Genomic DNA, 23752 nt, shown 5'->3' with positions numbered 1-23752 from the left:
TCTTTTTTTACCTTCCTTTAATAGTTCGCGAAAAAAGTGAAATTAAGATTGATTCAAGGTTCGGTTGCTACAATCGTTGGTATAATAGATTGACATATATTGAAATCAATTCATGCAGAGGAATGAAGAACCGATGAGAATACTTATTGCGGAAGATGAGGTTCATTTGGCGGAAGCCGTATCGCAAATATTGAAGAAACACAATTACTCTGTAGACATGGTGCATGACGGGAGATCGGGTCTGGATTATGCGCTGAGCGGCATCTATGATCTGTTGCTGCTGGACATCATGATGCCGGAAATGGACGGGATTACCGTGCTGAAGAAACTGCGCAGCGAAGGCAATCATACGCCTGTCATTCTGCTCACAGCCAAAGGAGAAATTTCAGACAAAGTGACCGGGCTGGATTATGGAGCCGATGATTATATCGCAAAGCCCTTTGCCACGGAGGAATTGCTTGCACGGATTCGGGCAGCCCTGAGAAGGAAGGGAGAAGTCGTTCCGGAGGATGGACTGAAATTCGGTGACATCGAATTGAACACCACGCAGCTGAAACTGAGTGTTCAAGGTAAGGAAATCAAGCTGAATCTGAAGGAAAATGAACTGCTGGAACTGTTAATCACGCGCAAACAGGCCATTACTTCCAAAGAGCAGATTATTGAGAAGTTATGGGGTTTCGATTCGGAAGTGGAGTATAACAATGTGGAGGTATACATCTCGTTTTTACGCAAAAAACTAACCTTCCTGAACTCCGCGGTCCGCATCAATACGATTCGGGGTGTGGGGTACGTACTTGAGGTGACGGCCTGATGTTCAAGAAACTCAGAAACCGATTTCTGATCGTGAACCTGGTATCCATCTCGATTATGATGCTGGTTGCCTTTGCCACCATCTACATCATTACGTATCAGAATGTGCAGCGGGAAACCAACATGGAGCTGTTCAAAGTATCGGATTTCTATCATGGCCCGTACAACTCCAGCAAAATGCCGCGCGGTGATGACAGGAATTCAGTGACAGGATCACAACCATCGGATTCCATTGCAAATGGAGCTCCGGGAAGTGATCCGAACTCACCGCCGGGACGCTCGGTATCGTTCATGATCAAGACGGATAGTGAATGGAAAATCACGGATACGCACTCCCGGTTTGATATGGAGGACACGTTCTATACTGAAGCATTGCGAAAGGTGAACAAGGTCAACGATCTGGATCGGAAAACCGGACAATTCACGCTGAATGGAACCGATTGGGCTTATGTGATCGACCCGAGCAGCACAGGGCACATGATTGTGTTTATGGATGTGACGGCCCAACAGGGCATCCTTACAAATCTGATTTATACTTTTGCCATCGTAGGTTTGATTATGCTGATCGTCATCTACTTCCTGAGCCGTTATTTCGCTAATCGTTCAATTACCCCGGTTAAGGAAGCCTTTGAGAAGCAAAAACAGTTCATAGCAGATGCTTCGCATGAGTTGAAAACGCCGCTGGCGATTATTAATACCAACACGGATGTGCTTCTCGCTAACCGGGAGGATACGATTGAGAATCAGGCCAAATGGCTGCATTACATCAAGTCGGAAACGGAGCGCATGTCGGGGCTAACGAATGATCTGTTATATTTGACTCAAATTGACGATGCGCGATCCACGATGATTCATGCCAAATTCAATATGAGCGATGCGGTGGAGACGATCATTTTGACGATGGAAGCGGTGATTTTCGAGAAAAATATATCCTTGGACTACAGCATTGAGCCGCAGCTAATGGTCCATGGCAACAGTGAACAGATCAAGCAGGTCATTCTGATCTTACTCGATAATGCCGTGAAATACTCCAGAGCCAAAGGCTCGGTCAACGTATCATTGAAGAAACAAAACAATGACGTTGTGCTGGCCGTTTCCAACACGGGAGAAGGCATTGCGCCTGAACATTTGGACCGGATCTTCGATCGCTTCTATCGCACGGATGCCTCCAGAGCACGGAAACATGGCGGGCATGGACTGGGTCTTGCGATTGCAAGATCGATTGTGGAGCAGCATAAAGGTGAGATTTACGCCCGCAGTGTGGTAGGGGACGGTGCAACATTTTACGTTCGTTTATCTTAGGGATAAGGAATAAGGCATGACTGTTGTGGGTAAACCTATGCTACAATGGCAACAGTATGTATGAATCAAGGAGCTGACTTTAACGTGACTGAAGCAAATTCAATGAATGAACAGGAAATGAAGGCATATATTGCAGAGAAGACGAAGGCAAGCGAAGCGAATATCGCTCTTGTCCTGAAGCATGAGCAGGCGTACATTAACAAAGCGCATGAAAATGCCAAAGGCGACGTGGATATCGACGGTGATGATCTGGCCGACTACATCCTGAGCCGTAAAGATGTAAAGCTCGATGAGCTAACCGTTGAAGGCATTCTGGATGCTGAAATGGACTATTTGATGGAAAAAGGTCTCGCAGGCTACGTGGATTAAAACGTATTGGTGTTGCGGTTGTGCACCCGATGTCTGGCTGGCTTCTGCCAGTGTTGGCAGACATCTAACGAACCTAGAATGCGCTATTCGGGCCATTTCCACACGTTAGGCGATGTAACGAATCTCAGACACGTTATTGCCTCTCTTTCCTCGGTTGACCTGTCCATTTGCAGGGCTGCCAGTGAAAAAGCGTGTCTGGAGTTCGTTAGCTCTGAAATGCTGCGCGAATAGCTGATATAAGGTTCCCTGAATTCGTTAGCGATGTAAGTGTAGATGTTTGATTTTAAAGAAATGACCCCAGCTTCCACGTTACGGTGGATGTTGAGGTCATTTTTGACATTGATCAGGGCAGACCTATAGGTAAGCCCCGTTATAAAGCACTTTTTTCCCACTAACTGCTTATTGACCCATCATACCGCCATCGACAGTATAGAGCGAAGCGGTGACATACGAAGCTTCTTCGGACAGCAGGAAGTTCATGATGGCTGCGACTTCTTCCGGTTCACCATAGCGGCCCATCGGAATGCTGGCTACGGTAGCGGATTGATAATTTTCCACGTTACCGGAGTTTGCCTCGATTTGGCGCATCATGCGGGTATTAATGGTGCCTGGCAATACCGCGTTAACGCGAATACCATGAGGCGCAAGTTCATTCGCTGCTGTGCGGGTGAGGCCAATAACAGCATGCTTGGACATAATATATGGAGATACAGCTGGAGCACCCATCAGACCTGCAAGGGAAGAGGTATTCAGAATCGCGCCTGATTTTTGTTTTTTCATGACAGGGATGACGTTCTGCAAACCAAGAAATACGCCGCGCACATTGACGTTATATACGAGGTCGAGGGCTTCAACGCTCAGATCTTCGATCAGTCCGGTTGGACCTTCAATCCCAGCATTGTTGGCAAAATAATCGATTCGGCCAAATGTATCAAGTGCTTGCTGCACATAGTTTTTCACGTCGGCTTCCTGAGATACGTTTGCTTTCACCGCAATGACATGCTCCTTGTCGAGTTTCAGATCCGTGATGGTTTGCTGGACCGCTTCTTCGTTCAGGTCGACGAGCACCAGATTAATTTTGCGTTCGGCAAGGCGACGTGCCAATTCTTTACCAATGCCTCCGGCTGCTCCTGTAATAACGGCTGTTTGGGTATATGATGTACTCATAATTTATTCGCTCCTTATATAATGAAGTCAGGTGAACTGTGATTGAACATTCAACCTGTGGTCTATCGTTCCTGTCTTAATGTTAAGATATACATAGAAATGTGACAATCATCATTGACAGCGCATATGTCAGCTATCGGACAGAGATGTAAGCGGTGTTCATTTAGGTTACAATAATGGACAGAGGAGGTGGAAATGTTGATTATCGAACACCCTCAGGATCGGAGAGCACGAAGAACGCAGGATGCCATCATTGCGGCGGCGGTTTCTTTAATATTGGAGAAGGGAGCTGACGCCGTCACAATCCGTGATATTACGGAGCGGGCGGACTATAATCGGGGAACGTTCTATTTACATTTTCCCGGCAAACCCGAGCTATTGCAATTTATTCTGGATGATTTCATGCAGGGCGTGGGACAAGCTTATGCAGAGCCTTACGCGAAGTTGAAAGAAGTGGATATGACGGCATTGCTGCCATCAACGATGCCAGTATTTGAATATATCGAGGCGCATCAGGATATCTTTCGAGCCTTGATGACGATGCATGGTGATATGGGCCTTAGACTTTGTAATATGTTCAGAACATACTTAACCGAAGATTTTGTATTAGTGACTGAAGACAGCGAGTACACCATTAATTATGACATCATGCTGAGTTATCTTGTTTCCGCAACGGTTGGCGTCATTATGCACTGGGCCGAGATCGGATTCAAATATTCGGCGCATTACATGGGAGAGCAGCTCACGGCACTGATTAACATCAAACCGACCCGTCTGCTGATTGAACCAGGGCAGAAGGGTCGGACGATCCATGAACGTATGATGTTGGATTAGATAAGGAAGGGTTAGGTTACCCTGTCATAGAGGTGTTAGCCGCCTGTTGCAGTTGAAGTACCAGTTCACGTACATGGACGGCCTCTCCGATTATAATTAACGCCGGATTACTCACCTTTTGCGACAGGGCGAGGGAATGAAGTTCGGCAAGGGTACCTGTAATAATTCGCTCCTGCGAGGTGGTACCTCGTTCAATCAGCGCTGCTGGTGTGCAGCAGCTTTTGCCATGGTGAAGCAATTCGTGCTGAATCTGGGGCAATTGACTGATGCCCATGTAGATGACCAGGGTGTCTACACTATGGGCGAGCAGGTCCCAGCGGACTGAGGATACGTTGCCGTCGCTGCCAGTTCCGGTGACACATGCGAAGGATGAAGACACTCCGCGATGTGTTAACGGAATAAGGGATGAAGCGGATGTACCCACAGCTGAAGTGATGCCTGGAATGACTTCGAATTGAATTCCGGCTTGTGCAAGTACAATTGCTTCCTCTCCTCCGCGCCCAAAGATGAATGGATCGCCGCCCTTGAGTCGAACCACCTGTTTACCTTCAGCCGCATGCGCGGCCAGCATACGTCCTATCATTTCCTGAGTCATTGAATGCAGACCCGGAGCTTTGCCGCAGTAAATCCGGAGTGCGTCTTCACGGGCCTCGCCAAGCAACTGATCATTAACAAGTCGATCATACAGGATGACATCTGCGGACTGGATACGTTTCAGGGCTTTTACCGTAATCAACTCGGGGTCTCCAGGACCTGCACCTACGATACTAACCATGCCCCGGCTCATGATCGTGTCCCCAACTTGGATGTAGTATCAGGACTGGCGAGTCCTGAGCGGCCACCAGAAATGGTTGCCAGCGTGGATGAAAGATTGACGGGGCTTCCCCATTTGTGAGCGGCATACAGCCCAAATCCTGTAAAGGCAGCTCCACCAATGAAGTTGCCAACCAGCACGGGAATCTGATTCCACAGCCACCAGTCTGCGATACTAACATCAGCGCCCAGCATCATGCCTGCTGGAATCACAAACATATTCACTACAGCGTGTTCGAACCCTTGTGCAAAAAAGATGGTAATTGGCAACCACATGGCCACAATTTTACCGAGCGTGGAAGTGGAAGTCATCGCCATGACCGCACCGAGAGTGACCATCCAGTTACATAGAATCGCCTTGATGACCACAAGAACAATACCTGCTCCGCCCAAGTGTTGATACCCCAGTGTTTTGGCTTCACTGGTTTGAATCAGAGTTTGGATGAGCGGACTGCTCATATCGGTCCCCATTTTGGTGAGAGTCAGTCCATATAATAGAGCATAGAATAAACATCCGAGCACATGACCCGCAATGACCCAGAAATAATTGTTCAGCATATGTATCACACGGACCTTGCGTTTTAGCACCGCGAGCGGAATCAGGGCAAAGCTCCCGGTTACCAGTTCAAGTCCAAGCAGAATGATAATGACGAACCCCGCCGGAAAAATCAATGCACCTGCCAAACCAACGGAAGTTTGAGATACAGCGGTATACGCCAGGGTCGTTGCAAAGGCAAGGATAGCTCCCGCCAGAAAACCTCGGATCAGCATTTGTACCCTGTTCATTCTGGCTTTGCTTTCTCCTGCCTCGACCATTGATTGCAATACTTCTGCCGGTTTAACAAAATCCATAGCGTATTCCTCCTTGATGTCAGGGTAACTTTATCCTTTAACCTGCAATGGTAATGTAGATTTCTCCGCTGTTTCCATCCACTTCTGTGGGGTATGTGTTCAGACAACCATCATCCGGTTTGTGTACTTTGCCGCTGCGAAGATCAATCTTCCAGTCATGTAGGGGGCAATGGACTGCCGTCCCACATACCATGCCTTCTGAGAGTCTGCCGCCCTTGTGAGGGCAGCGATTCTCTACAGCGTGCAGACTTCCGTCACTCAATTTGAAGACGGCAATTTCCGTATCCTGTACCTTGAACGTTCGTGATCCCTTTTCATCAATATCCGCAAGGTGTCCAATGCGCAATTTATTCATCGCTGATCCTCCTCTTCTAGTGGGTTGTCGGCTGAGCGTCGGCCAAAGGGGTGAAGTTTTTACGCAATTTCTCGTTTTCGATGATTTCTTTCCACGGATCGACGGTACGACCCAGGGTCAGTTCAAGTCTTTCTACCAGTGCGAGGCGTACGTCGCGGTCTTCCAGTGCCTTTTTCACATGATCCAGACCAACCCGTTCAATCCAAGCCGCTGTTCTCTCATTCCATCGTGCGTTCTCTCTATAGTATTGGAGATAGGCGTACGTCCACTCTTCCACTTCAGTGTCGGTCTTAACCGTACACAATAGCTCGGCAGCGCGAACCTTAACTCCACCGTTACCACCGACATGCAATTCCCATGCACCGTCAATCGCAACAACACCAAGGTCCTTGATCGTTGCCTCCGCGCAGTTCCGCGGACAACCTGAGACAGCTAGTTTTACTTTGGCGGGAGCGACCATCTTGTCGAGTTTTTTCTCCAGACGAATGCCCATCTCAATAGAATCCTGTGTTCCGAATCGGCAGAAGGTGTTGCCTACACATGTCTTGACGGTACGCAGTGCCTTGCCATAACCGAAGCCGGAAGGCATATCAAGCTCTTCCCAAATCTTCGGCAGATTTTCCTTCTGTACACCGAGCAGATCGAGTCGTTGCCCACCCGTAAATTTCACCATGGGTACATCGTATTTCTCCGCAACTGCTGCAATCTTCATCAACTCTGCCGGGGAAGTGACACCGCCATAGATCCGTGGAATAACGGAATAGGTTCCGTCTTTCTGGATGTTGGCGTGATACCTCTCATTCGTGAACTTGGATACCCGCTCATCCTCGTATTCGGTCGGCCAGATCATGCCTAGGTAATAGTTGAGGGACGGACGGCATTTGGAGCAGCCTTCTGGCTCATTCCAACCGAGTACGTTCATGACTTCCTTCACCGTTTTCAGTCCCATCTCCTTGATCTGGGTAACAATCTCATCACGGTCATAGGAGGTGCAGCCACAGATACCTTCCTTCACCTGTTCACCCACAGCATCTCCTGCATAATGGACAAGCAGCGATTCTACAATTGGTTTGCATCCACCGCAGGAAGCTGAAGCTTTGGTACAGGACTTTATGGCACCCAGTGTGTTGCATCCTTTATTGAGTACAGCATCTCCAATGGCAGCTTTGGTAACACCGTTACAACCGCAGACGATCTCGGCATCTGGCATGCTTGCCATGCGTTCGGCAATGGATGGACCGGAGCCTGAACCGGAACCAGATGGTACGCCGAGCAATATTTCCTTTTCGCGTCCACTGATGTTCTCACCACTTTTAATGAGGGAGAAAAGGGATGCGCCATCTGTTGTATCGCCAAACAGGACAGCTCCAATCAACTTTCCGTCTTTCATGACCATCTTTTTGTAGACTCTATCCACGTCGTCCTGTATCCGAATGCTGCGGGTGTCCGCTGAATCCTTGAACTGTCCTGCGGAGAACACGTCTACACCGGATACTTTTAGTTTCGTCGAAGTCACAGATCCTTCATAACCTTCCGTTGCTGCACCCGCAAGCCGCTTAGCCAGCACCATGCCTTGTTCATATAATGGAGCCACCAGTCCATACGCAATCCCGCGGTGCTCTGCGCATTCGCCCACAGCCGAGATGCCAGGTATGCTGGTATTCATATAATCATCCACGATGACACCCCGGCTCACGTCCAGGCCTGTCTGGCGGGCCAGTTCAACCTGGGGCCTTATTCCGACGGCCATGACGACCAGATCGGCTTCAAGCACCGTTTGGTCTGTGAATCGAATGGCTTTGGCCCGATGTTTGCCTGTGATTTCTTCGGTATGTTTGTTCAAAAGGAACTTCATCCCCTGCTCCTCAAGCTCCCGCTGGAGCATTAGACCTGCTGGCAAGTCCAGATTCCGGTCCATCAGATGTCCGTTAATGTGAATGACGGTAACGTCCATACCCAGATTGAGCAGACCACGCGCAGCTTCCAGTCCAAGCAAGCCACCTCCAATGACGGCAGCTTTGCGATACGTTTGCGATGCAGCCATCATCGTCTCGCAGTCTTTGATGTCACGGAAACCGATTACGCCTTCTTTTTCCGCTCCCGGGAGTGGAAGGATGAAGGCTTGAGAGCCTGTCGCCATAATCAGCTCATCATAGGTTGCGCGTACACCCTTCTGAGATACAACTTCCTTGCGCTCGGCATCAATCTGGACGACGGGGTCACCCGGGTATACCTGAATGCCATTGTCTTCGTACCAGCTCCAGTCGTTGATCACAATATCTTCAATGCTTGTGCCACCTGCCAGGACAGAGGAAAGCATGATGCGATTGTAGTTGGGATGTGGCTCAGCGCCGAAGACAGTAATTTCATAAGCATGCGGCGCGAGCTTGAGGATATGTTCAATTGTTCGGATTCCTGCCATGCCATTGCCGACCAGCACCAATTTTCTCGTTGTGCTCATTGTAGTTAGCCCCCTTGGATCCATTTTGCGAAATGCCCACAACATTGCTCTAAAATAGAAAAAGCCTGTTATGCCTCGGAGGACTGCGCATATACATGCGCATCCCTTGCTCCGAGATTGCAAAACAGGCTTCATTGCCGTTTCAACCAGCTACGCCGTTGTAACTGTGATTGATTCAAATATGGAGTTGTTATGGCCTAACTATAAAAGATCCATCTCTACATGTCAATATAGTTAACACAAAAAAGTATTTGAAATTTAAAGTTAATTATGTTTACATGTTTTTATCGGCAAAGTGATAGAACAACATGAGTTCACTTCATTAATGGATGTCATTAAATACAGATCTGTATATAGTTGTTAGGTAATATGACACAAACGAGGGGCGGTTGACAACCATGCTCCCTTTTTAACTAAGTCTGCCAGATGTAAATAGGGAGGGATTGATCCACATGCGATCTTTATTGGTCATCCGTGTACAGCCAACACTATCTGCCTCGGTTGATGCAATCCCTCCGACGCCGGAGAAGCTACTGGGGGCGAATGGGTATCATGTGCAGGTGACAGACAGTGAGACGGAGGCACTAAAGTTGGCTGGCGGAGCTGATGCATCCATCCTTCATCTGTCTCTGTCAGATATGGAATACTGGGTGAAATACCTGGGAAAGGGGAAGTCGGACACGCCACTGCTCTGGTGGTGCGCTCCGGATACAGCCTCTTCTTCGGCAGAATCCTGCGAGGTGGAGACATCCTTTGACGGAATACTCACCCCCTCTATGAACGGACCGGAGATTCATTGGACACTTCATTTTGCAGCCAAGCGCCATGTGGAACGCAAGCAGTGGGAGCAGGAGCGCAAGCAGCTGCAATCCAGGCTGGAGGACCGGAGATGGATTGATATGGCCAAAGCGATCTTATGCGATTTGAAACAGATTACCGAATCAGAAGCCTATGACCTGTTGCGTAAGAAAGCGATGGATGAACGTAAACGGATGGTGGATGTGGCCACGGCCATTGTGAAGGCGCATCAACTGCTACAGTCTTAATGGGAAGGAGGGTTTTTCATGGATATGTCCGAGATACTCAGAGAAGTCGGGCGGGGAAAACGAGGCTCGCGTGATCTGAATTATGCGGAGGCGCTGGCTGTAGCGGAAAAAATTCTGAGACAGGAGGTATCGCCTGCCCAGACGGCAGCCTTTCTTATGGCTGAGCGAATGAAGATGGAAAATGTAGAGGAGCTGGCAGCCTTTGTCCATTCTTGCCGGAATAATGCGGAACGTTTGTCCCTATTTCAGGACGGACTGGATTGCGCTGGTCCGTATGATGGTCGAACCAAGTCCTTTATGGCAACATTTCCGACTGCGTTTGTGTTGGCTGCTGCTGGCCTTCCAGTGACATTGCATGGAAGTGAACCTCTGCCACCGAAGTGGGGAGTTACGTTATCGGTTTTGTTAAGAAAAGCGGGGATCAATACATGGGAGATGGATCGTGAAGATGCCAGAAGTGCTGCCCTTCGTACAGGAGTGATGTATGTTTCATCCGAGGATTGGTGCGCCCCTCTCCGGCAGCTTCGTCCTTTGCGGGAAGAGCTTGGATTCCGTACGGTACTGAACACAGCGGAGAAATTGATTGATTTTAACCATTCGCCATATTTGGTTTTTGGTGTATTTCATAATACATTTCTTGATCGGATAGCCAAACTGCTCACCCGTTTTCAGTATCGTCGTGCTTATGTTGTACAGGGGATGGAGGGGTCGGAAGACCTGTATATTGATCGGCCAACTCGGGTCTATGCGGTGGAAGACGGCGAAATGAGGCTTGAATTGGTAGACCCGGCGGCTTATGACCTGGATATTCCTGCACCAGAGTTAGTGTGGACGGAAGCGAAGCAGCTTGAAGTAGGAGAAGCTGTGCTGAGCGGGAATGGGCATATCGCCTTTGTGAACCAGGTCCTGTTGAATGGCGGGTTCCGTCTGTATGCGACGGGGCGTGTCACCTCAATAGAAGAAGGTATCTACACATGCCAGGGTTTGCTGGAGGGGGGCGCTGCCTATCGCATCTACCAACAGTGGTGTGTCGACATGGGCGGCGAACTGCCAGATAGCAGAGTAGTACCCACGTTTCCGGCATCGTCCATATAAGCATGTTGAATTACCCATGAATCTGTGAATTTGAGGTAAGTACTCTTATTCCCAGGGATAACTAACGGTGAGGAAGTCGGCGAATTTCTTGCTTTCTTCCCGCCGTTGTTTCCGCATGGCCGCCCGGGCTGGAGCAGTCTCGTATAATTTCTTCTCTTCCTCCGTCTCCGGAATGATGCGAGGGACAATGAGTTTACGGTTATTTTCGTCCAAAGCGACAAAGGTAAGGAATGCGGTCGCCGCAATCTTCTTCTCCCCCGTCTTCAGATCCTCGCGGATCACTTTAACAAAAATCTCCATCGAACTTCGTCCCGTCCACGATGCGAAGGATTCCAATGTTACCGAATCCGTCGGATTAATCGGATACAAGAAATCGACCGAATCGGTGGAAGCCGTGACGGTATTTACCCGGCACAACTTGGATGCTGCGATCGATGCGATGTCATCGATGTAAGACATGAGTTTGCCGCCAAACAATGTATTATGGTTATTTACATCGGTTGGGAATACTCTCGCTGTCTTGAAACAACGTGTTTCGCGCACATACTTTCTCTCCACTTGATCTAATTCCGTAGGTTTAGGTATCTCTCTCATTCTTTGTAGTCCTCCTGACAGTATGGCTGATGTACTCTGCAAGGCCTGCCGCGTCCATCGTCTCTATATGTTAATTCTAGTATAGGTGTCGGTCACATCCCTATTCAAGTGAAGCATGATTCAAAAAAACCGCCAGGCGCGGACCGGCGCGCTGGCGGTTTGATGCTGTATATTAAGCCTTGGCTTTGAAAATGCCAGACGGTCCGCCAACAGGCAGGAACGTGTAGCCAAAATGAGCATTCAGTACGGAAGCACCTGTGCCGTACAACGACACGATTCCGATTCCCATTTCAGCATAAGCTGCAATGGTATGGAAGATATGAGGAGCTACGCCGAAAGCGTCAAAGGTCAGGCCAAGGAACAGGAAGTCAATGAGAATGAAAATGATGAGCAATACTTTGTTGGCTTCCACGGCACCCAGCGTCATGAACAGAGTGAACACGAGGTATCCGGCAAAAGCGAATCCGAGCTGCTTGCCATCTGCCTGTTCCGCAAGAGTGGAACCAAATACACCCATTTTGATCAACCAGTTGGCACCCATGGCGAACCAGAAGAATGCGTATGCGCCGAAGGCAGTTGTACCAAAGGTATTGTTGCGTTTGGAATCTTGAATGCAAGCGAACAATTGGGCAAAGGCACCGAGGAAAATCGCCCAAGGAATGGCATAGCTAAGGCCGTCTGTAATGCCAAGCTTTTGGGAGGAAGCGACCAGAGTGACGATGGCCAACCCAAATAATCCCATCGCGCTGGGATCGGCGTTTATGATTTTGACTTTAGTCTGTGAATCGGTTTGCATGGTGTTGATGAGCCTCCAAATAATCAAATCAGGATGATCCGTTCGAACTGAACCGTCCTCTATACTTCGTAATTCGTATCCGCCTGGTCCGGACACACACATCGCCCTATTGTACCTGAATGAATTACGTATGAAAAGGGATTTTATTACCTTTTGGAGCAATATCCGATCGCTTGTGAGGCTTGTGTTAGAGATCATGAACGAAGAGATCGGTTTTTTGATGGAAAAAGACGGAAAATTACATGTTCATTCCCTGGAAGAAGGGATAGTATCGAGGGGAAATGAAAACCTTTGCCTCAAAGTTTACTGATGTGAAGCATTAAAGAATTTGAAAATTAAAATTAAAGAGGTGATCTATTACTCAAAAGTAGGACTTTTTTTAAACAACAAAATGCAAGCGCTTACTTACGGGTTGTACCATCGTTCTGGCTTTAATCATTCAATGATGAGGAAACGAAAGGATGGGTGTTCATGATCGCGAAGACGCGGCAGGTTGGCTTGGTTTTGCTCCTATGGGTATTTACAATTTCCAGTCTGGGATGGGGGACCATATTTGGCACACCAACAGCAAGTGCAGCCGTATCGACTGATGAAGCTGCGGGTGCAGGCACTTATAAATTCGACTTTGGTTCAGGAGCTGTTGCGAATGGATATACAGGTGTGGACGCAACGTCTGCTTATTCGGCGGAACGTGGCTATGGATTCACCGATATATCCAAGGTAACGGTACAGGATCGGGGTACAAGTGATCCGATCAAATCCGATTTTGCCACAATCGCCGATGGGAGCGGATTTAAGGTGGACTTGCCGAACGGTGATTATACCGTCTCCCTTGTCGCTGGCGACAGTGCAGGCGGCACAGATATTGCGATCAAAGTGGAGAGCATGAACAAGGTTCAGCAGAACACCAAACCAGTGGGTGATTATCTGGAGATGAGCTTCGATATTGCACTGGTGGATGGGCAGATGAACTTTGAATTCTTGGGAACAGCCGCCAACATCAATGCGCTAGTCATTACCAAACAACAGGAACGCGAGGCAGGTAGCAAACCTGCTGTGTACCTTGCGGGTGACTCGACGATGCAGACCTATAATTCATACTGGGAGCCCCAAGCGGGTTGGGGGCAAATGTTCCCGTCCTTTTTCAGTGATGCCGTGGAGATTAAGAACCATTCCATTGGTGGACGCAGTTCCAAATCCTTTATTTTCGAAGGTCGATTGGATGAGATTCTGCGCCTCATCCGTCCGGGAGATTATCTGTTCGTGCAGTTCGGACACAATGATGCAACGATCAGTGTTCCTGACCGCTATGCTTCACCCGCCGATTACAAAAACTATCTGAAAACCTACATAGACGGCGTTCAGCAGCGGGGAGCTACCCCAATTCTGGTCACCCCAATGGGTCGAAGGGACTTTAACGCAGACACAGGCAAGTTCAATGTGTCCTTCCCTGAATATGTGCAGGCGATGAAAGAGGTGGCTTCGGAGAAAAATGTGAAGCTGATCGATCTGAGCGCACTCAGCATTGCCTACTATGATTCCATTGGACCGGAAGCGACATTGTCTGTCTTCCTCCATGTATCACCAGGCATCTATCAGGCGTTCCCGAACGGGGCAACGGATAATACCCACTTCCAGGAATATGGAGCGATTCAGATTGCCCGTCTGGTTGCGGGTGCGGTTCGTGAACTGGATCTGCCATTATCGGAAGCGGTTCAGGATGCTGAAGTTCCGGCTGAATTGCCAGCCAAACCTGCTGGATTGAAGGCAGGTAGCATCAGCAACGCGGGAGCGGTATTGAAATGGACGGCGGATGACACCGCAGACATCTACAAAGTATACCGTAAGCTTTCAACAGAGCCGGAAACTGCCTACAAGCTGGCAGGAACGGCAACTGTACCTACTTTAACGCTAAGCGGTTTGGTCGAAGGTAAGTCCTACACGGTTCGAGTAACCGCTGTGAATGGCCGCGGCGAGTCCGATCCTTCGGATGAAGTCAGCTTCACCACCAAATCGGCAACATATCGATATGACTTTGGCCCGGTAGGTTCTCCCGTTGCTGAAGGGTATACGGAAGTCAACCGGAATACGCTGTATACGCCAGAACGCGGTTATGGATTAACGTCTTCCGCGAATATGGCGGATCGGGATCGTGGCAGTGCGACGGATAATCTGCGTCGTGACTTTGTGATCTATTTTAACGGCTCATATGAATTCAAAGTGGATCTGCCGAATGGTACCTATTCGGTCAAGACGTACACCGGGGACTGGATTGGTTCAGCGCGGACGAACATCAATATTGAAGGCAAGGACTATGGAACGGTATCTTCGGGTGCTCAAAATATAGCCGAAAAAGTAATCAACCAGATTAACGTCCAGGATGGACAAATGAATCTGATCTTCAGCGGGCAAACGGCACATCTCAACGGACTTGAGATTACACCCGTCTTGGTGGCCCCTTCCCATCTGAAACTGGATGGCCTGGATCTGGAGAGTGATCCGATCACCGCTGCATTGTCATGGGACGCAATCGCGGATGATGTACAGTATAAGGTATACCGTCAGTCAACTGGGGCGGCCAAGGGTGAGTTGCTGGCAACCACCGACACAACAACCTATATCGACAACAAGGTCGACCTGGGCATGAATTATGTATATACGGTAACGGCAGCGGATCGTACAGGAACAGAATCGGTAGCATCCAATGCATTGCCTGTATCCACGATTGATTCATCTGTAGACAAGGCAGAGGCCCCAACAGGTCTGTCGTTACAAAGTATCAACAAAAATGACGTCTCCTTCGGTTGGACGGAAGCAGCAGGAGCGCGTGCATATCAAATCTATCGCGCTGTGAAGCAGGATGGGCCGTATGAACTCATCGCTCGCACCAAAGAGACGGCATACACAGATTCCACCATTCTCAGCACCATTCCTTATTTCTATAAAGTGGCGTCGGTGAATGCGGGCGGGGTCTCCGAACTGTCGGCTGCACTCGAAACACCAGTAGCGACGACGCTGAATCGTGAAATGGAATATCTGGACCGTGCTCCGGTTGCTGTAAAAACAGAAAACGGAAACTATATCGGCTGGCGTATGCTGGGCCTGGATGCCGAGACCATTGCCTTTAATCTGTATCGGGATGGTGTGAAGCTTAACGATGAACCAATAACGGGAAGCACCAACTTTACGGATGCCAAAGGTGCGGATGCGTCCAAATACCGGGTCATGACGGTAGAAAACGGCATTGAAAAAGCGGCGACGAAGGAATTCGGCGTTTGGCAGGAGCAGTATTTGTCTGTACCTCTGCAAAAGCCTGCCGATGCGTATACGAAAGACGGACAGCCGTATTCGTATTATGCGGGTGATGCCAGCGTGGGCGATGTCGATGGTGACGGCGAATATGAAATTGTTCTGATGTGGTCGCCTAACAACGGCAAGGATAACTCCCAATCCGGATATACCGGCATTGTCTATATGGATGCCTACAAGCTGGATGGCACAAGACTCTGGCGCATCAATATGGGACCGAATATTCGTGCGGGTGCCCACTACTCTCCATTCCTGGTTTATGACTTTGACGGCGATGGCAGAGCGGAACTGATGATGCGTACCGCAGATGGTACCGTCGATGGACAGGGGAAAGTCATTGGTAACGCCAATGCAGACCACCGGAACAGTGCGGGGTACGTTCTGCTTGGTGATGAATTTCTGACGGTGTTTGATGGTGAAACTGGAGCAGCACTAGATACGGTAGAATATGATCCGCCGCGTGGAGATGTAGCTTCATGGGGCGATGGCTATGGAAACCGGGTGGACCGTTTCCTGGCAGCGGTGGCGTATCTGGACGGTGAACATCCAAGTGCCATGTTCAGCCGTGGATATTATACGCGTACCGTGCTGGCGTCCTACAATTTCCGTGATGGCAAGCTGAGCAAAGTGTGGCGTTTTGACTCCAATAATGATGGCTACGGCGAGTATGCAGGCCAAGGAAATCACAATCTCTCGGTTGCAGATGTGGATGGAGACGGCAAGGATGAGATTACATTTGGCGCAATGGCCATTGATGATGATGGCAAACCGCTCTACAATACGAAACTCGGTCATGGCGATGCTATGCATCTGAGTGATCTGGACCCGACTCGTCCAGGACTGGAAGTGTTTGACGTACACGAACATAAAGACTCGAAGTACGGTATGGAAATGCGTGATGCGGCTACAGGAGAAATTCTCTGGGGGGTATTCACAGGCATTGATACCGGACGCGGCATGGCTGCCGATATTGATCCCAATTATCCGGGGTCTGAAGTGTGGGCCGCAACGATTACCAATGCTGAACATATCCCAATTACTGGGCTCTACAGTGCTCAGGGGGAACTGATCACAACGAAGATTCCATCGTCCACTAACTTCGGCATCTGGTGGGATGGTGATCTGCTGCGTGAGCTTCAGGATGATATTCGTATCGACAAATGGGATTATGAGAACCAAACGACAGTTAATCTGCTGACGGCAACAGGTGCGGCTTCGAACAATGGCACCAAAGCCAACCCGAGTTTGCAGGCAGATCTGTTTGGAGACTGGCGTGAAGAAGTAATGTGGCGCAGTCAGGACAGTTCGGAATTACGTATTTATACGACGACAGATGAGACGGATGTGCGTATTCGCACGTTGATGCATGATCCGGTCTACCGCCTTGGGGTAGCTTGGCAAAATGTAGCCTATAACCAGCCGCCACATACCGGCTTCCATCTGGGAGTCGGCATGGAGCAGCCAGCGGCACCGAATATTCGTTATGTAGGTGCTCCGCAAGAAACAGAAGATACGACACCTCCGGTCATTACCGGCATGCCTGCGGAACAGATGAGTGAAGAGGATGTACTCCAAGTTGATGTGAAGGCAGAAGATCCGGAGTCTGGAATTACTCTTCTGGAATTGACTTGGGATGGTGAGGCCGTAGAACAGGGTGATGAGATTGCACTGACGGGTCTGGTGGGAAAACACACCTTCACAGCCAAGGCAGTTAACGGCGCGGGACTCATCACCGAGCTTTCCGTGGAAGTGACAGTCATTGCCGCAGACCAAGCCACAGGTGCACCGAGTGTACCTTCCTTATCCGACGATAACCAGCATGGCGACGGTTTGGCGGATGGAACATATACCATCACGATGAATATGTGGTGGGGGAATAACGGTACACAGTATAAATTGTATGAGAACGGTGAACTAATCGATACGCAGAAGCTCACGGCCGCAAGCCCTTCTGCCCAAAAGGCATCCACGGATATTTCGGGCCGGGTAAACGGTACGTATGTATATACTTGCGAACTGATCAATTCAAAGGGAACAACCGAATGCGCTCCGCATACCGTAATCGTTCGTGATGCAGCACCAGCAAAGCCGGTGCTCTCTCATGACAACTGGGACGGGGATGGAAACTACACCATTACGATGAATATGTGGTGGGGCACAAATGCCACCTCCTATCGTCTGTATGAAAATGGTCAAGAGATCGACAGTCAACCGTTGACTGCAGCATCCCCGAATGCACAGACTGCAACGGCAGTGATCAAAGATCGTGCACCTGGCGAATATGAATACGTTGTGGAATGGATCAACGAAAGTGGATCGGTTTCAAGTGAAGTCATCACAGTGAAGGTCACACATTAATTAAAGTGATCTAACGATGAAGCACCTCTCTATCGATATAGGGTAACCCCTTGGGTAAGCCTGTAGATCGAGAGGTGCTTTTTGTTTTTTTAACATACACAATAATGACACAACTGTTTGATTATGAAGGTAGTGGGGGAAATTTGCTTGTGAAATTGGTAATCTTTCCTTCAATTAGGCTTTGCAGAGCCATTTTCGGATCGTCTTCTAGGGATAAGCTATAGAGACTTTCAAAAATTGGAGAAGGATACAAAACATCCATGCCAACTATGCCATATGTTAATCCAACTATAGATTGACAGGAAAACCTAAAATGTAACACAGAAATAAGGAGGGATCAGGCGCGATGGTTATGAGTTTGGAATTGAAAAATCAAATAGAGAAAGCCAGACATAACCTTCATATGTTGGTAGAGCATAACGAGGGTAGATTTGGACATCCCGATGTGCTTCAGCAGTCCATGGTACTGGATGAATTGATCAATGAGTATAATCGAATGAACCTAAGCAAGCTGAGGGCTTGATGGATATAGATGAGCTTTTTTGCAATCATGCGCACATGATAACAGCTGGAATAGGCAGCAGGAAGAACGAATGCTGTATCATTCCAGTTCAATCATGAGCGCATTTTTTTTGTTTACTCCTCAATGCAACAGCCGCTTGGCTTCCAGATACAGTACCTGAACGAACTTTTTGGTGTTAATGCGGGTCTGGGACAAGGAGGGCTCCACATTGTTTTGCAGTTCCAGCATTTTCTTGCGGATCTCCGTAAAGTCAAAGAACTTCGACGCGTAATTCTCGAACTTCGGATGTGTATAATCCGTGAGTCCGAGCGATACGACATGGCTCAATGTCTGGAAAATAGCACGGCGAACGCGCTGCTCAGATGCCTTGACCTCCTTGGTTACTTCCGCTGGTGAGGCATCGGAACCCAGTTTGCGTATGGCTACATTCTGGAAGATATCCTTAAGGGACGGGAATGTGTATGGAGAGAGCTTATGTTCCTCCGTTTCAATCTGCTCCAGGTATTCCAGCATGTCCAGCAGATCTCTGCTGCCGGCTTCTCCGATCATGCCCATCTCGGATAGCAGGAAATGTCCTGCTGTTGTAATCGTTTTGTCGGGAGCCGGTGTTGTAGCACGTTCGGAAGATTGCAGTCTGGATAGTCCTTGCAGCGTACGTTGAATATCTGCGATGGATTGCTGCATACGCAGACGTTCGTCCACCAGGCGCAGAACAGACAGGATTTCCAGCCGATTAATCGGCTTCGTAATATAATATTCGATGCCAAGCGAATAGGCTTCCCCAATCATATTTTTCGATTCGATCTGGGAGATCATCACGATCTTGCCATCGAACCTTCCTTCAAGCGCACGTATCGTCTGAATCCCGTCTCGCTGCGGCATGAGCAGATCAATCAACAGTACATCCACCTTATGCAGCTCCAGCAGTTCAGCATGAATATGAGCTCCATCCTCTGCTTCCCCCGCAATGTCGCCAAGCCCCTCATCTTCAATAATATCCATCAGCATGGATCGAACCCCGGGGTCATCATCCACAATGAAATAGCGCATTTCCGTGTCCTCCTTTCTGATTAAGTTTACTCCTATATATTCCGTTCTCTGCATCTATAATGATCTTTCCCTGCTATTCATGTCCTCTATTATCATACTTGGTTGTATATCCCGATGTGAAGACCTGTATATGCTGACTAATATGTCAGATAAAGTGACAGTGAATGGATAAACGTTGCTTATTTATAAAAAATTTAAATGTTTCTGTGTAGGTATTTGTCGATTTCCGTAGATGCCCCTGTAGTATAGGTAACATCCGAAAATGTGGATTCCGAGATGTGCAGAATGGTACAAATGATCTCTTAACTATCGTACTTCAGCAGAAAAAGTCCGTCTGAGGCGATAGAACTGCATGCCTTTATGGAGTAGTATGAGAATTTTTCGCTCAGTCATACAGCTGGGGAACGCTTTTTAATGAACCATCAACGAAAAGGGGCATTGCCAATGGAGCAAACAATACAAGATATTATTGCAGTTTTCAATGATTTTCTGTGGTCCAAGCTGTTAATCATCTTGTTGGTCGTATGTGGTTTGTATTTTACGACCAAGACCCGGTTCATGCAATTCCGCATGATTGGGGATATGGTGAAAGTGCTCAAGGAGCCGAAAAGTAAGGAGCCCGGCAAAATTTCGCCGTTTCAGGCATTCTGTATCAGCATGGCAGCCCGCGTAGGAACCGGGAATATTACCGGTATTGCACTGGCAATCGCACTGGGGGGACCAGGGGCTGTATTCTGGATGTGGGTTATTGCGATTTTTGGTTCGGCTTCGAGTTTTGTGGAGAGTACGCTTGCCCAAATTTATAAAATCAAAGATAAGGGCGGATTCCGCGGGGGTCCGGCTTATTATATGGAGCGTGGCCTTGGGAAGCGCTGGATGGGAATATTGTTCGCAATTCTCATTACGTTGTCGTTCGGTTTGGTCTTTAATGCTGTGCAGTCCAACACGATTACAGTCGCATTCAAAAATTCATTTGGCATCGATCGATTGACTGTAGGCATTATTATGGCCGTTGTGTTCGCAGGAATCATTATGGGTGGTGTTAAACGGATTGCTAAGGCGTCCGAATATATCGTCGTTGTTCTTGCTGTGCTGTACATTGGCGTGGCTGCATTTGTTGTTCTGTCGAACATCACACAACTTCCGGCCATGATTGCGCTGATTGTGAAAAATGCTTTTGGCATAGAACAGGTCGCTGGGGGTACACTTGGAGCAGCGCTGATGAATGGTGTCAAACGTGGTTTGTTCTCCAACGAGGCGGGTATGGGTAGTGCGCCGAATGCTGCGGCTACGGCGGATACAACGCATCCGGTCAAACAAGGACTTATACAGGCGTTTGGCGTGTTGACGGATACCTTGGTCATTTGTACAAGCACGGCCATGATTATTTTGTTATCAGGGGTGTACAAAGGTTCCAATCTGGGTGGAATTGAATTGACTCAAGCTGCATTAAGTGTGCATATTGGTTCATGGGCGTCCGGATTTTTGGCAGTCATGGTGTTCCTGTTTGCCTTTAGTACGCTCATCGGGAATTATTACTACGGGGAGACCAATATTGAGTTTATCAAATCCAATAAAGGTTGGCTGTGGGTATACCGTCTCTGTGTCATCGCGATGGTGCTGTTTGGTGCCGTTGCCAAGGTACAGCTGGTATGGGATCTGGCCGACCTGTTCATGGGGCTGATGGTTGTGGTGAATCTGATTGCCATCCTGATGCTGTCCAAGGTGACATTCGATGCGCTGAAGGATTACAAGAAACAAAAGGCCGAGGGACGTGACCCGATCTTTACTCGGGACCGTATTCACATTCCGGGCGAAGTGGAATGCTGGGAGTCGGAGGCCGAGGTAGTAGGGACAAAATTAAATGAAGCTGTCAAATAACGAAGGAATAACGGATACAAATACAACACGAGATCCACATACACCACGATAAAAAGACAAATGAAACAGGACTTGGAATTTCCGTCACGGGGACGGGGGTTCCAAGTCCTGTTTGTTACATATAAAGTAGTTCATGTTCAGTATCTCTGGTGGAGTGGGTAACTATCCCATCAGGAGAGGTACTTTCCTTAATCGTTCACAGAGTAACTGATGAGCTGCTCAGACAGAGCTTTCATGCGTTCTCCCGCTTCATTCAGCTTTTCGATGACATCCGTGAAGGAGGATACGAGCGTCGCTTGCTCCTGAGAAGAGGCTGCAATCTGGGATACTTCGATTTCCATCTGTTTAATGACCTGTTGTACATCTTTCAAGCTGATATCGATATCGCTGGTAGCCTGTTTGGCATCGACCGAAAGTTTGCGCACTTCCGTTGCGACCACACCAAAGCCTGCTCCGGCTTCACCTACACGCGCAGCTTCGATAGCGGCATTGAGCCCGAGCAAGTTGGTCTGTTCGGAGATTTCGCGAATGAACCCGGCAACCTTGTTGATCTGAGACGAATTCTTTACCGCCAGACGTGTATTCTCCAGAATCTGTTCGCTGGTGGCCTGCAATTCTTCCGCATGAGCGGCAACATGCTGGACCATCTCAACCAGGTTTCCATTGATGGTTTGGTTTTCTTGTATAATATCTTCAAGCTGATTCTGGTTCGACTGATCATACGATACGCAAAAAATAGCAACGACCTGATGATTGTCATCAAAGATCGGTATATTAAGGACATCCAGCTCGATACCGTAGTATTCTGCCGGCAGGTGGGTGAGGGAGGCTTCGTTTCCGTTCTTGAGAGCGGTGAAGTTCTTATATCCATCCAAAAGCGGATCACCTTCGTTGAATCCAAGATTGAACTTCTCGGTGGAGACAGAATACAATACCTTCTCGTGATCATATACCGTTAGACTGGCTGGTTCTCTAAGAATAAGACGGATATAAGGCATTACTTTTAAAAGAGCATCTACAACGTTCATAACAGGTCGAACCATCCTTTCTTTATTTGAATTCTAGATTAGCAGTTGTAACTATGCTTATTACTTTATCTTTCATCGGATAAGAGTGCGCTATCATGTACTCCTTTTTTCATAAAATATTGTCATTTTGAAGGCTGAATTTTAAAATATTTCCCATTTGAATGAATGTATTGGATATAAGTTCTAGTTGTAACTATTTTTATATCAAGATATTTGTACGAGCCTATATCGTTTATGGGACATGTGTCCATTGTATATGTAGATTCACACAGGGGGTTTGTCCGAGATGAGAGAAATTATGGACTTTGAATTGCTGCGCCAGCTTGCGCGGGAGCATGGCCTGGATCAGGTGCTCGACGAACCTGCGCTTGCTGAATTAAGGTTGCTCGAAGCTTCCAAAGGCGAGATTATATGTGCCAAAGGTGAACGTCCCGAGCGATTATATTTTCTCGTCCAAGGTAAGCTCAAGATTTATACAACACTGCCGAATGGTAAGTCTTTGTTGCTTCGTTTCAGTATGCCTCCTGCGCTGGTAGGTGATCTAGAGCTGGTCAATGGCAAGGAAGCCAAAAACACGGTGGAATCCGTCAATAAAAGCCTGCTGCTCGGTGTAAGCTATCGCTATCTCAAGAATACATATGCTGAAAACCCGAAGTTTCTTCATTTTATGCTCAGTCATGTGACCCACAAACTATATACCTTCTCGAATCTGTCGAGCCTCAATCTGCTATATCCGGTCGAAAGCCGTTTTGCCAGCTATTTGCTGTCCACGATGGAGCAGGGTGAGCAGAGCACGGAAGAAATCCAGACCTCCAAGCTGACAGAGCTGGCGGATATGCTGGGAACGAGCTATAGACACTTGAACCGGGTCATTCATGACCTATGCGACCGTGACATCATCCGCAAAGAACAGCGTAACATTGTCATCTGTAATCTGGAGCAGCTGCGCGAAATTGCTGGAGGTAATATGTACGAATAAATAGGCTAGATGTGCTATAGCTTTTTTAACCATTAGTACGGCAAAAACACCCTCTGCATGTCATATGCCCAGAGGGTGTCCTGCTTTCACCTGTTGGTGGATGATTTCATTTTAATTGACGTGCTGTAGC

19 protein-coding genes are annotated in these 23752 nt (G+C 48.3%); 10 read left to right on the top strand and 9 right to left on the bottom strand.

Annotated elements, in window-relative coordinates:
- Positions 1-133 precede the first annotated feature (133 nt).
- The 3 genes from ACFVQB_RS09455 to ACFVQB_RS09445 all read left to right on the top strand — a co-directional run bounded on the left by ACFVQB_RS09455 (position 134) and on the right by ACFVQB_RS09445 (position 2481).
- Complete coding sequence (locus ACFVQB_RS09455; protein WP_113053145.1) at positions 134-811, top strand: response regulator transcription factor; 678 nt, start codon at positions 134-136, stop codon at positions 809-811.
- Positions 811-2112, top strand: a complete 1302-nt coding sequence (locus ACFVQB_RS09450) for a sensor histidine kinase (RefSeq protein ID WP_379437455.1) — start codon at positions 811-813, stop codon at positions 2110-2112. The genes ACFVQB_RS09455 and ACFVQB_RS09450 overlap by 1 nt, the downstream gene beginning before the upstream one ends.
- Before the next feature lie 102 nt (positions 2113-2214).
- Positions 2215-2481: a hypothetical protein gene (locus ACFVQB_RS09445; RefSeq protein ID WP_063567781.1), complete on the top strand. Its 267-nt coding sequence runs from the start codon at positions 2215-2217 to the stop codon at positions 2479-2481.
- 399 nt (positions 2482-2880) lie between these two features.
- Here the strand turns inward: ACFVQB_RS09445 and ACFVQB_RS09440 are convergent, their stop codons facing one another.
- Complete coding sequence (locus tag ACFVQB_RS09440) at positions 2881-3648, bottom strand: SDR family NAD(P)-dependent oxidoreductase (protein ID WP_379437453.1); 768 nt, start codon at positions 3646-3648, stop codon at positions 2881-2883.
- A 195-nt stretch (positions 3649-3843) separates the two neighbouring features.
- Between ACFVQB_RS09440 and ACFVQB_RS09435 the strand changes: the two genes are divergently transcribed.
- Positions 3844-4482 (top strand): TetR/AcrR family transcriptional regulator, encoded by a 639-nt coding sequence (locus ACFVQB_RS09435; RefSeq protein WP_379437450.1) that lies wholly within the window; start codon positions 3844-3846, stop codon positions 4480-4482.
- A 16-nt stretch (positions 4483-4498) separates the two neighbouring features.
- Here ACFVQB_RS09435 and cobA read toward each other — a convergent pair whose 3' ends face one another.
- The 4 genes from cobA to nirB are packed head-to-tail and all read right to left on the bottom strand — an operon-like array spanning position 4499 to position 8963.
- Positions 4499-5269 (bottom strand): uroporphyrinogen-III C-methyltransferase, encoded by a 771-nt coding sequence (gene cobA, locus ACFVQB_RS09430; RefSeq protein WP_379437447.1) that lies wholly within the window; start codon positions 5267-5269, stop codon positions 4499-4501.
- Entirely contained in the window at positions 5266-6147 is an 882-nt protein-coding gene (locus tag ACFVQB_RS09425; RefSeq protein WP_379437444.1) for a formate/nitrite transporter family protein, read from the bottom strand. The genes cobA and ACFVQB_RS09425 overlap by 4 nt, the downstream gene beginning before the upstream one ends.
- Before the next feature lie 37 nt (positions 6148-6184).
- Positions 6185-6502 carry a nitrite reductase small subunit NirD gene (gene nirD, locus ACFVQB_RS09420; RefSeq protein WP_379437441.1) on the bottom strand — a complete coding sequence of 106 codons (318 nt, stop codon included), beginning with the start codon at positions 6500-6502 and terminating at the stop codon, positions 6185-6187.
- Between the two features lie 16 nt (positions 6503-6518).
- Positions 6519-8963 carry a nitrite reductase large subunit NirB gene (gene nirB, locus ACFVQB_RS09415; RefSeq protein ID WP_379437438.1) on the bottom strand — a complete coding sequence of 815 codons (2445 nt, stop codon included), beginning with the start codon at positions 8961-8963 and terminating at the stop codon, positions 6519-6521.
- Positions 8964-9415: 452 nt separating this feature from the next.
- Between nirB and ACFVQB_RS09410 the strand changes: the two genes are divergently transcribed.
- Together ACFVQB_RS09410 and ACFVQB_RS09405 are read left to right on the top strand one after the other, a co-directional pair.
- Complete coding sequence (locus ACFVQB_RS09410) at positions 9416-10009, top strand: ANTAR domain-containing response regulator (RefSeq protein WP_379437435.1); 594 nt, start codon at positions 9416-9418, stop codon at positions 10007-10009.
- 18 nt (positions 10010-10027) lie between these two features.
- A complete protein-coding gene (locus ACFVQB_RS09405) occupies positions 10028-11104 on the top strand; it encodes an anthranilate phosphoribosyltransferase (RefSeq protein ID WP_379437432.1) in 1077 nt (358 codons plus the stop codon).
- Between the two features lie 45 nt (positions 11105-11149).
- Here the strand turns inward: ACFVQB_RS09405 and ACFVQB_RS09400 are convergent, their stop codons facing one another.
- Positions 11150-11662, bottom strand: coding sequence for an acyl-CoA thioesterase (locus ACFVQB_RS09400; RefSeq protein ID WP_379438109.1), 513 nt, complete (start codon positions 11660-11662; stop codon positions 11150-11152).
- A gap of 208 nt (positions 11663-11870) precedes the next feature.
- Positions 11871-12494, bottom strand: a complete 624-nt coding sequence (locus tag ACFVQB_RS09395; protein WP_024629763.1) for an acetate uptake transporter — start codon at positions 12492-12494, stop codon at positions 11871-11873.
- Positions 12495-12965: 471 nt separating this feature from the next.
- Here ACFVQB_RS09395 and ACFVQB_RS09390 point away from each other — a divergent pair, with 471 nt between their 5' ends.
- Both ACFVQB_RS09390 and ACFVQB_RS09385 read left to right on the top strand, forming a co-directional pair.
- On the top strand, positions 12966-18161 hold the full coding sequence (locus tag ACFVQB_RS09390) for a rhamnogalacturonan lyase family protein (protein ID WP_379437428.1): 5196 nt from the start codon (positions 12966-12968) through the stop codon (positions 18159-18161).
- Between the two features lie 346 nt (positions 18162-18507).
- Entirely contained in the window at positions 18508-18684 is a 177-nt protein-coding gene (locus tag ACFVQB_RS09385; protein WP_379437426.1) for an aspartyl-phosphate phosphatase Spo0E family protein, read from the top strand.
- A gap of 120 nt (positions 18685-18804) precedes the next feature.
- On the opposite strand, the gene ACFVQB_RS09380 is transcribed toward ACFVQB_RS09385, so the two are convergent.
- A complete protein-coding gene (locus ACFVQB_RS09380) occupies positions 18805-19734 on the bottom strand; it encodes a response regulator (RefSeq protein WP_379437423.1) in 930 nt (309 codons plus the stop codon).
- 444 nt (positions 19735-20178) lie between these two features.
- On the opposite strand from ACFVQB_RS09380, the gene ACFVQB_RS09375 reads away from it, so the two are divergent.
- A complete protein-coding gene (locus tag ACFVQB_RS09375; RefSeq protein WP_379437420.1) occupies positions 20179-21615 on the top strand; it encodes an alanine/glycine:cation symporter family protein in 1437 nt (478 codons plus the stop codon).
- Positions 21616-21803: 188 nt separating this feature from the next.
- Here ACFVQB_RS09375 and ACFVQB_RS09370 read toward each other — a convergent pair whose 3' ends face one another.
- Positions 21804-22262, bottom strand: a complete 459-nt coding sequence (locus ACFVQB_RS09370) for a methyl-accepting chemotaxis protein (protein ID WP_379438107.1) — start codon at positions 22260-22262, stop codon at positions 21804-21806.
- 667 nt (positions 22263-22929) lie between these two features.
- Here ACFVQB_RS09370 and ACFVQB_RS09365 point away from each other — a divergent pair.
- Positions 22930-23622: a Crp/Fnr family transcriptional regulator gene (locus ACFVQB_RS09365; protein ID WP_379437417.1), complete on the top strand. Its 693-nt coding sequence runs from the start codon at positions 22930-22932 to the stop codon at positions 23620-23622.
- Positions 23623-23752: the final 130 nt, after the last annotated feature.

Source organism: Paenibacillus sp. NPDC057886 (assembly GCF_042796655.1).
GTDB lineage: Bacteria > Bacillota > Bacilli > Paenibacillales > Paenibacillaceae > Paenibacillus.
Note: the sequence above shows the minus strand (reverse complement) of the source record. Positions and strands in the feature narration are given on the sequence as shown.

What these genes read in the sequence shown, in the direction of transcription:
- ACFVQB_RS09390 (WP_379437428.1), top strand. Translation starts at nt 12,966, where the DNA reads ATGATCGCGAAGACGCGGCAGGTTGGCTTGGTTTTGCTCCTATGGGTA.
- ACFVQB_RS09365 (WP_379437417.1), top strand. Translation starts at nt 22,930, where the DNA reads ATGAGAGAAATTATGGACTTTGAATTGCTGCGCCAGCTTGCGCGGGAG.
- nirB (WP_379437438.1), bottom strand. Translation starts at nt 8,963, where the DNA reads ATGAGCACAACGAGAAAATTGGTGCTGGTCGGCAATGGCATGGCAGGA.
- nirD (WP_379437441.1), bottom strand. Translation starts at nt 6,502, where the DNA reads ATGAATAAATTGCGCATTGGACACCTTGCGGATATTGATGAAAAGGGA.
- ACFVQB_RS09395 (WP_024629763.1), bottom strand. Translation starts at nt 12,494, where the DNA reads ATGCAAACCGATTCACAGACTAAAGTCAAAATCATAAACGCCGATCCC.
- ACFVQB_RS09455 (WP_113053145.1), top strand. Translation starts at nt 134, where the DNA reads ATGAGAATACTTATTGCGGAAGATGAGGTTCATTTGGCGGAAGCCGTA.
- ACFVQB_RS09425 (WP_379437444.1), bottom strand. Translation starts at nt 6,147, where the DNA reads ATGGATTTTGTTAAACCGGCAGAAGTATTGCAATCAATGGTCGAGGCA.
- ACFVQB_RS09445 (WP_063567781.1), top strand. Translation starts at nt 2,215, where the DNA reads ATGAATGAACAGGAAATGAAGGCATATATTGCAGAGAAGACGAAGGCA.
- ACFVQB_RS09410 (WP_379437435.1), top strand. Translation starts at nt 9,416, where the DNA reads ATGCGATCTTTATTGGTCATCCGTGTACAGCCAACACTATCTGCCTCG.
- ACFVQB_RS09450 (WP_379437455.1), top strand. Translation starts at nt 811, where the DNA reads ATGTTCAAGAAACTCAGAAACCGATTTCTGATCGTGAACCTGGTATCC.
- ACFVQB_RS09440 (WP_379437453.1), bottom strand. Translation starts at nt 3,648, where the DNA reads ATGAGTACATCATATACCCAAACAGCCGTTATTACAGGAGCAGCCGGA.
- ACFVQB_RS09375 (WP_379437420.1), top strand. Translation starts at nt 20,179, where the DNA reads ATGGAGCAAACAATACAAGATATTATTGCAGTTTTCAATGATTTTCTG.
- ACFVQB_RS09370 (WP_379438107.1), bottom strand. Translation starts at nt 22,262, where the DNA reads ATGGTCCAGCATGTTGCCGCTCATGCGGAAGAATTGCAGGCCACCAGC.
- cobA (WP_379437447.1), bottom strand. Translation starts at nt 5,269, where the DNA reads ATGAGCCGGGGCATGGTTAGTATCGTAGGTGCAGGTCCTGGAGACCCC.
- ACFVQB_RS09435 (WP_379437450.1), top strand. Translation starts at nt 3,844, where the DNA reads ATGTTGATTATCGAACACCCTCAGGATCGGAGAGCACGAAGAACGCAG.
- ACFVQB_RS09385 (WP_379437426.1), top strand. Translation starts at nt 18,508, where the DNA reads ATGGTTATGAGTTTGGAATTGAAAAATCAAATAGAGAAAGCCAGACAT.
- ACFVQB_RS09380 (WP_379437423.1), bottom strand. Translation starts at nt 19,734, where the DNA reads ATGCGCTATTTCATTGTGGATGATGACCCCGGGGTTCGATCCATGCTG.
- ACFVQB_RS09405 (WP_379437432.1), top strand. Translation starts at nt 10,028, where the DNA reads ATGGATATGTCCGAGATACTCAGAGAAGTCGGGCGGGGAAAACGAGGC.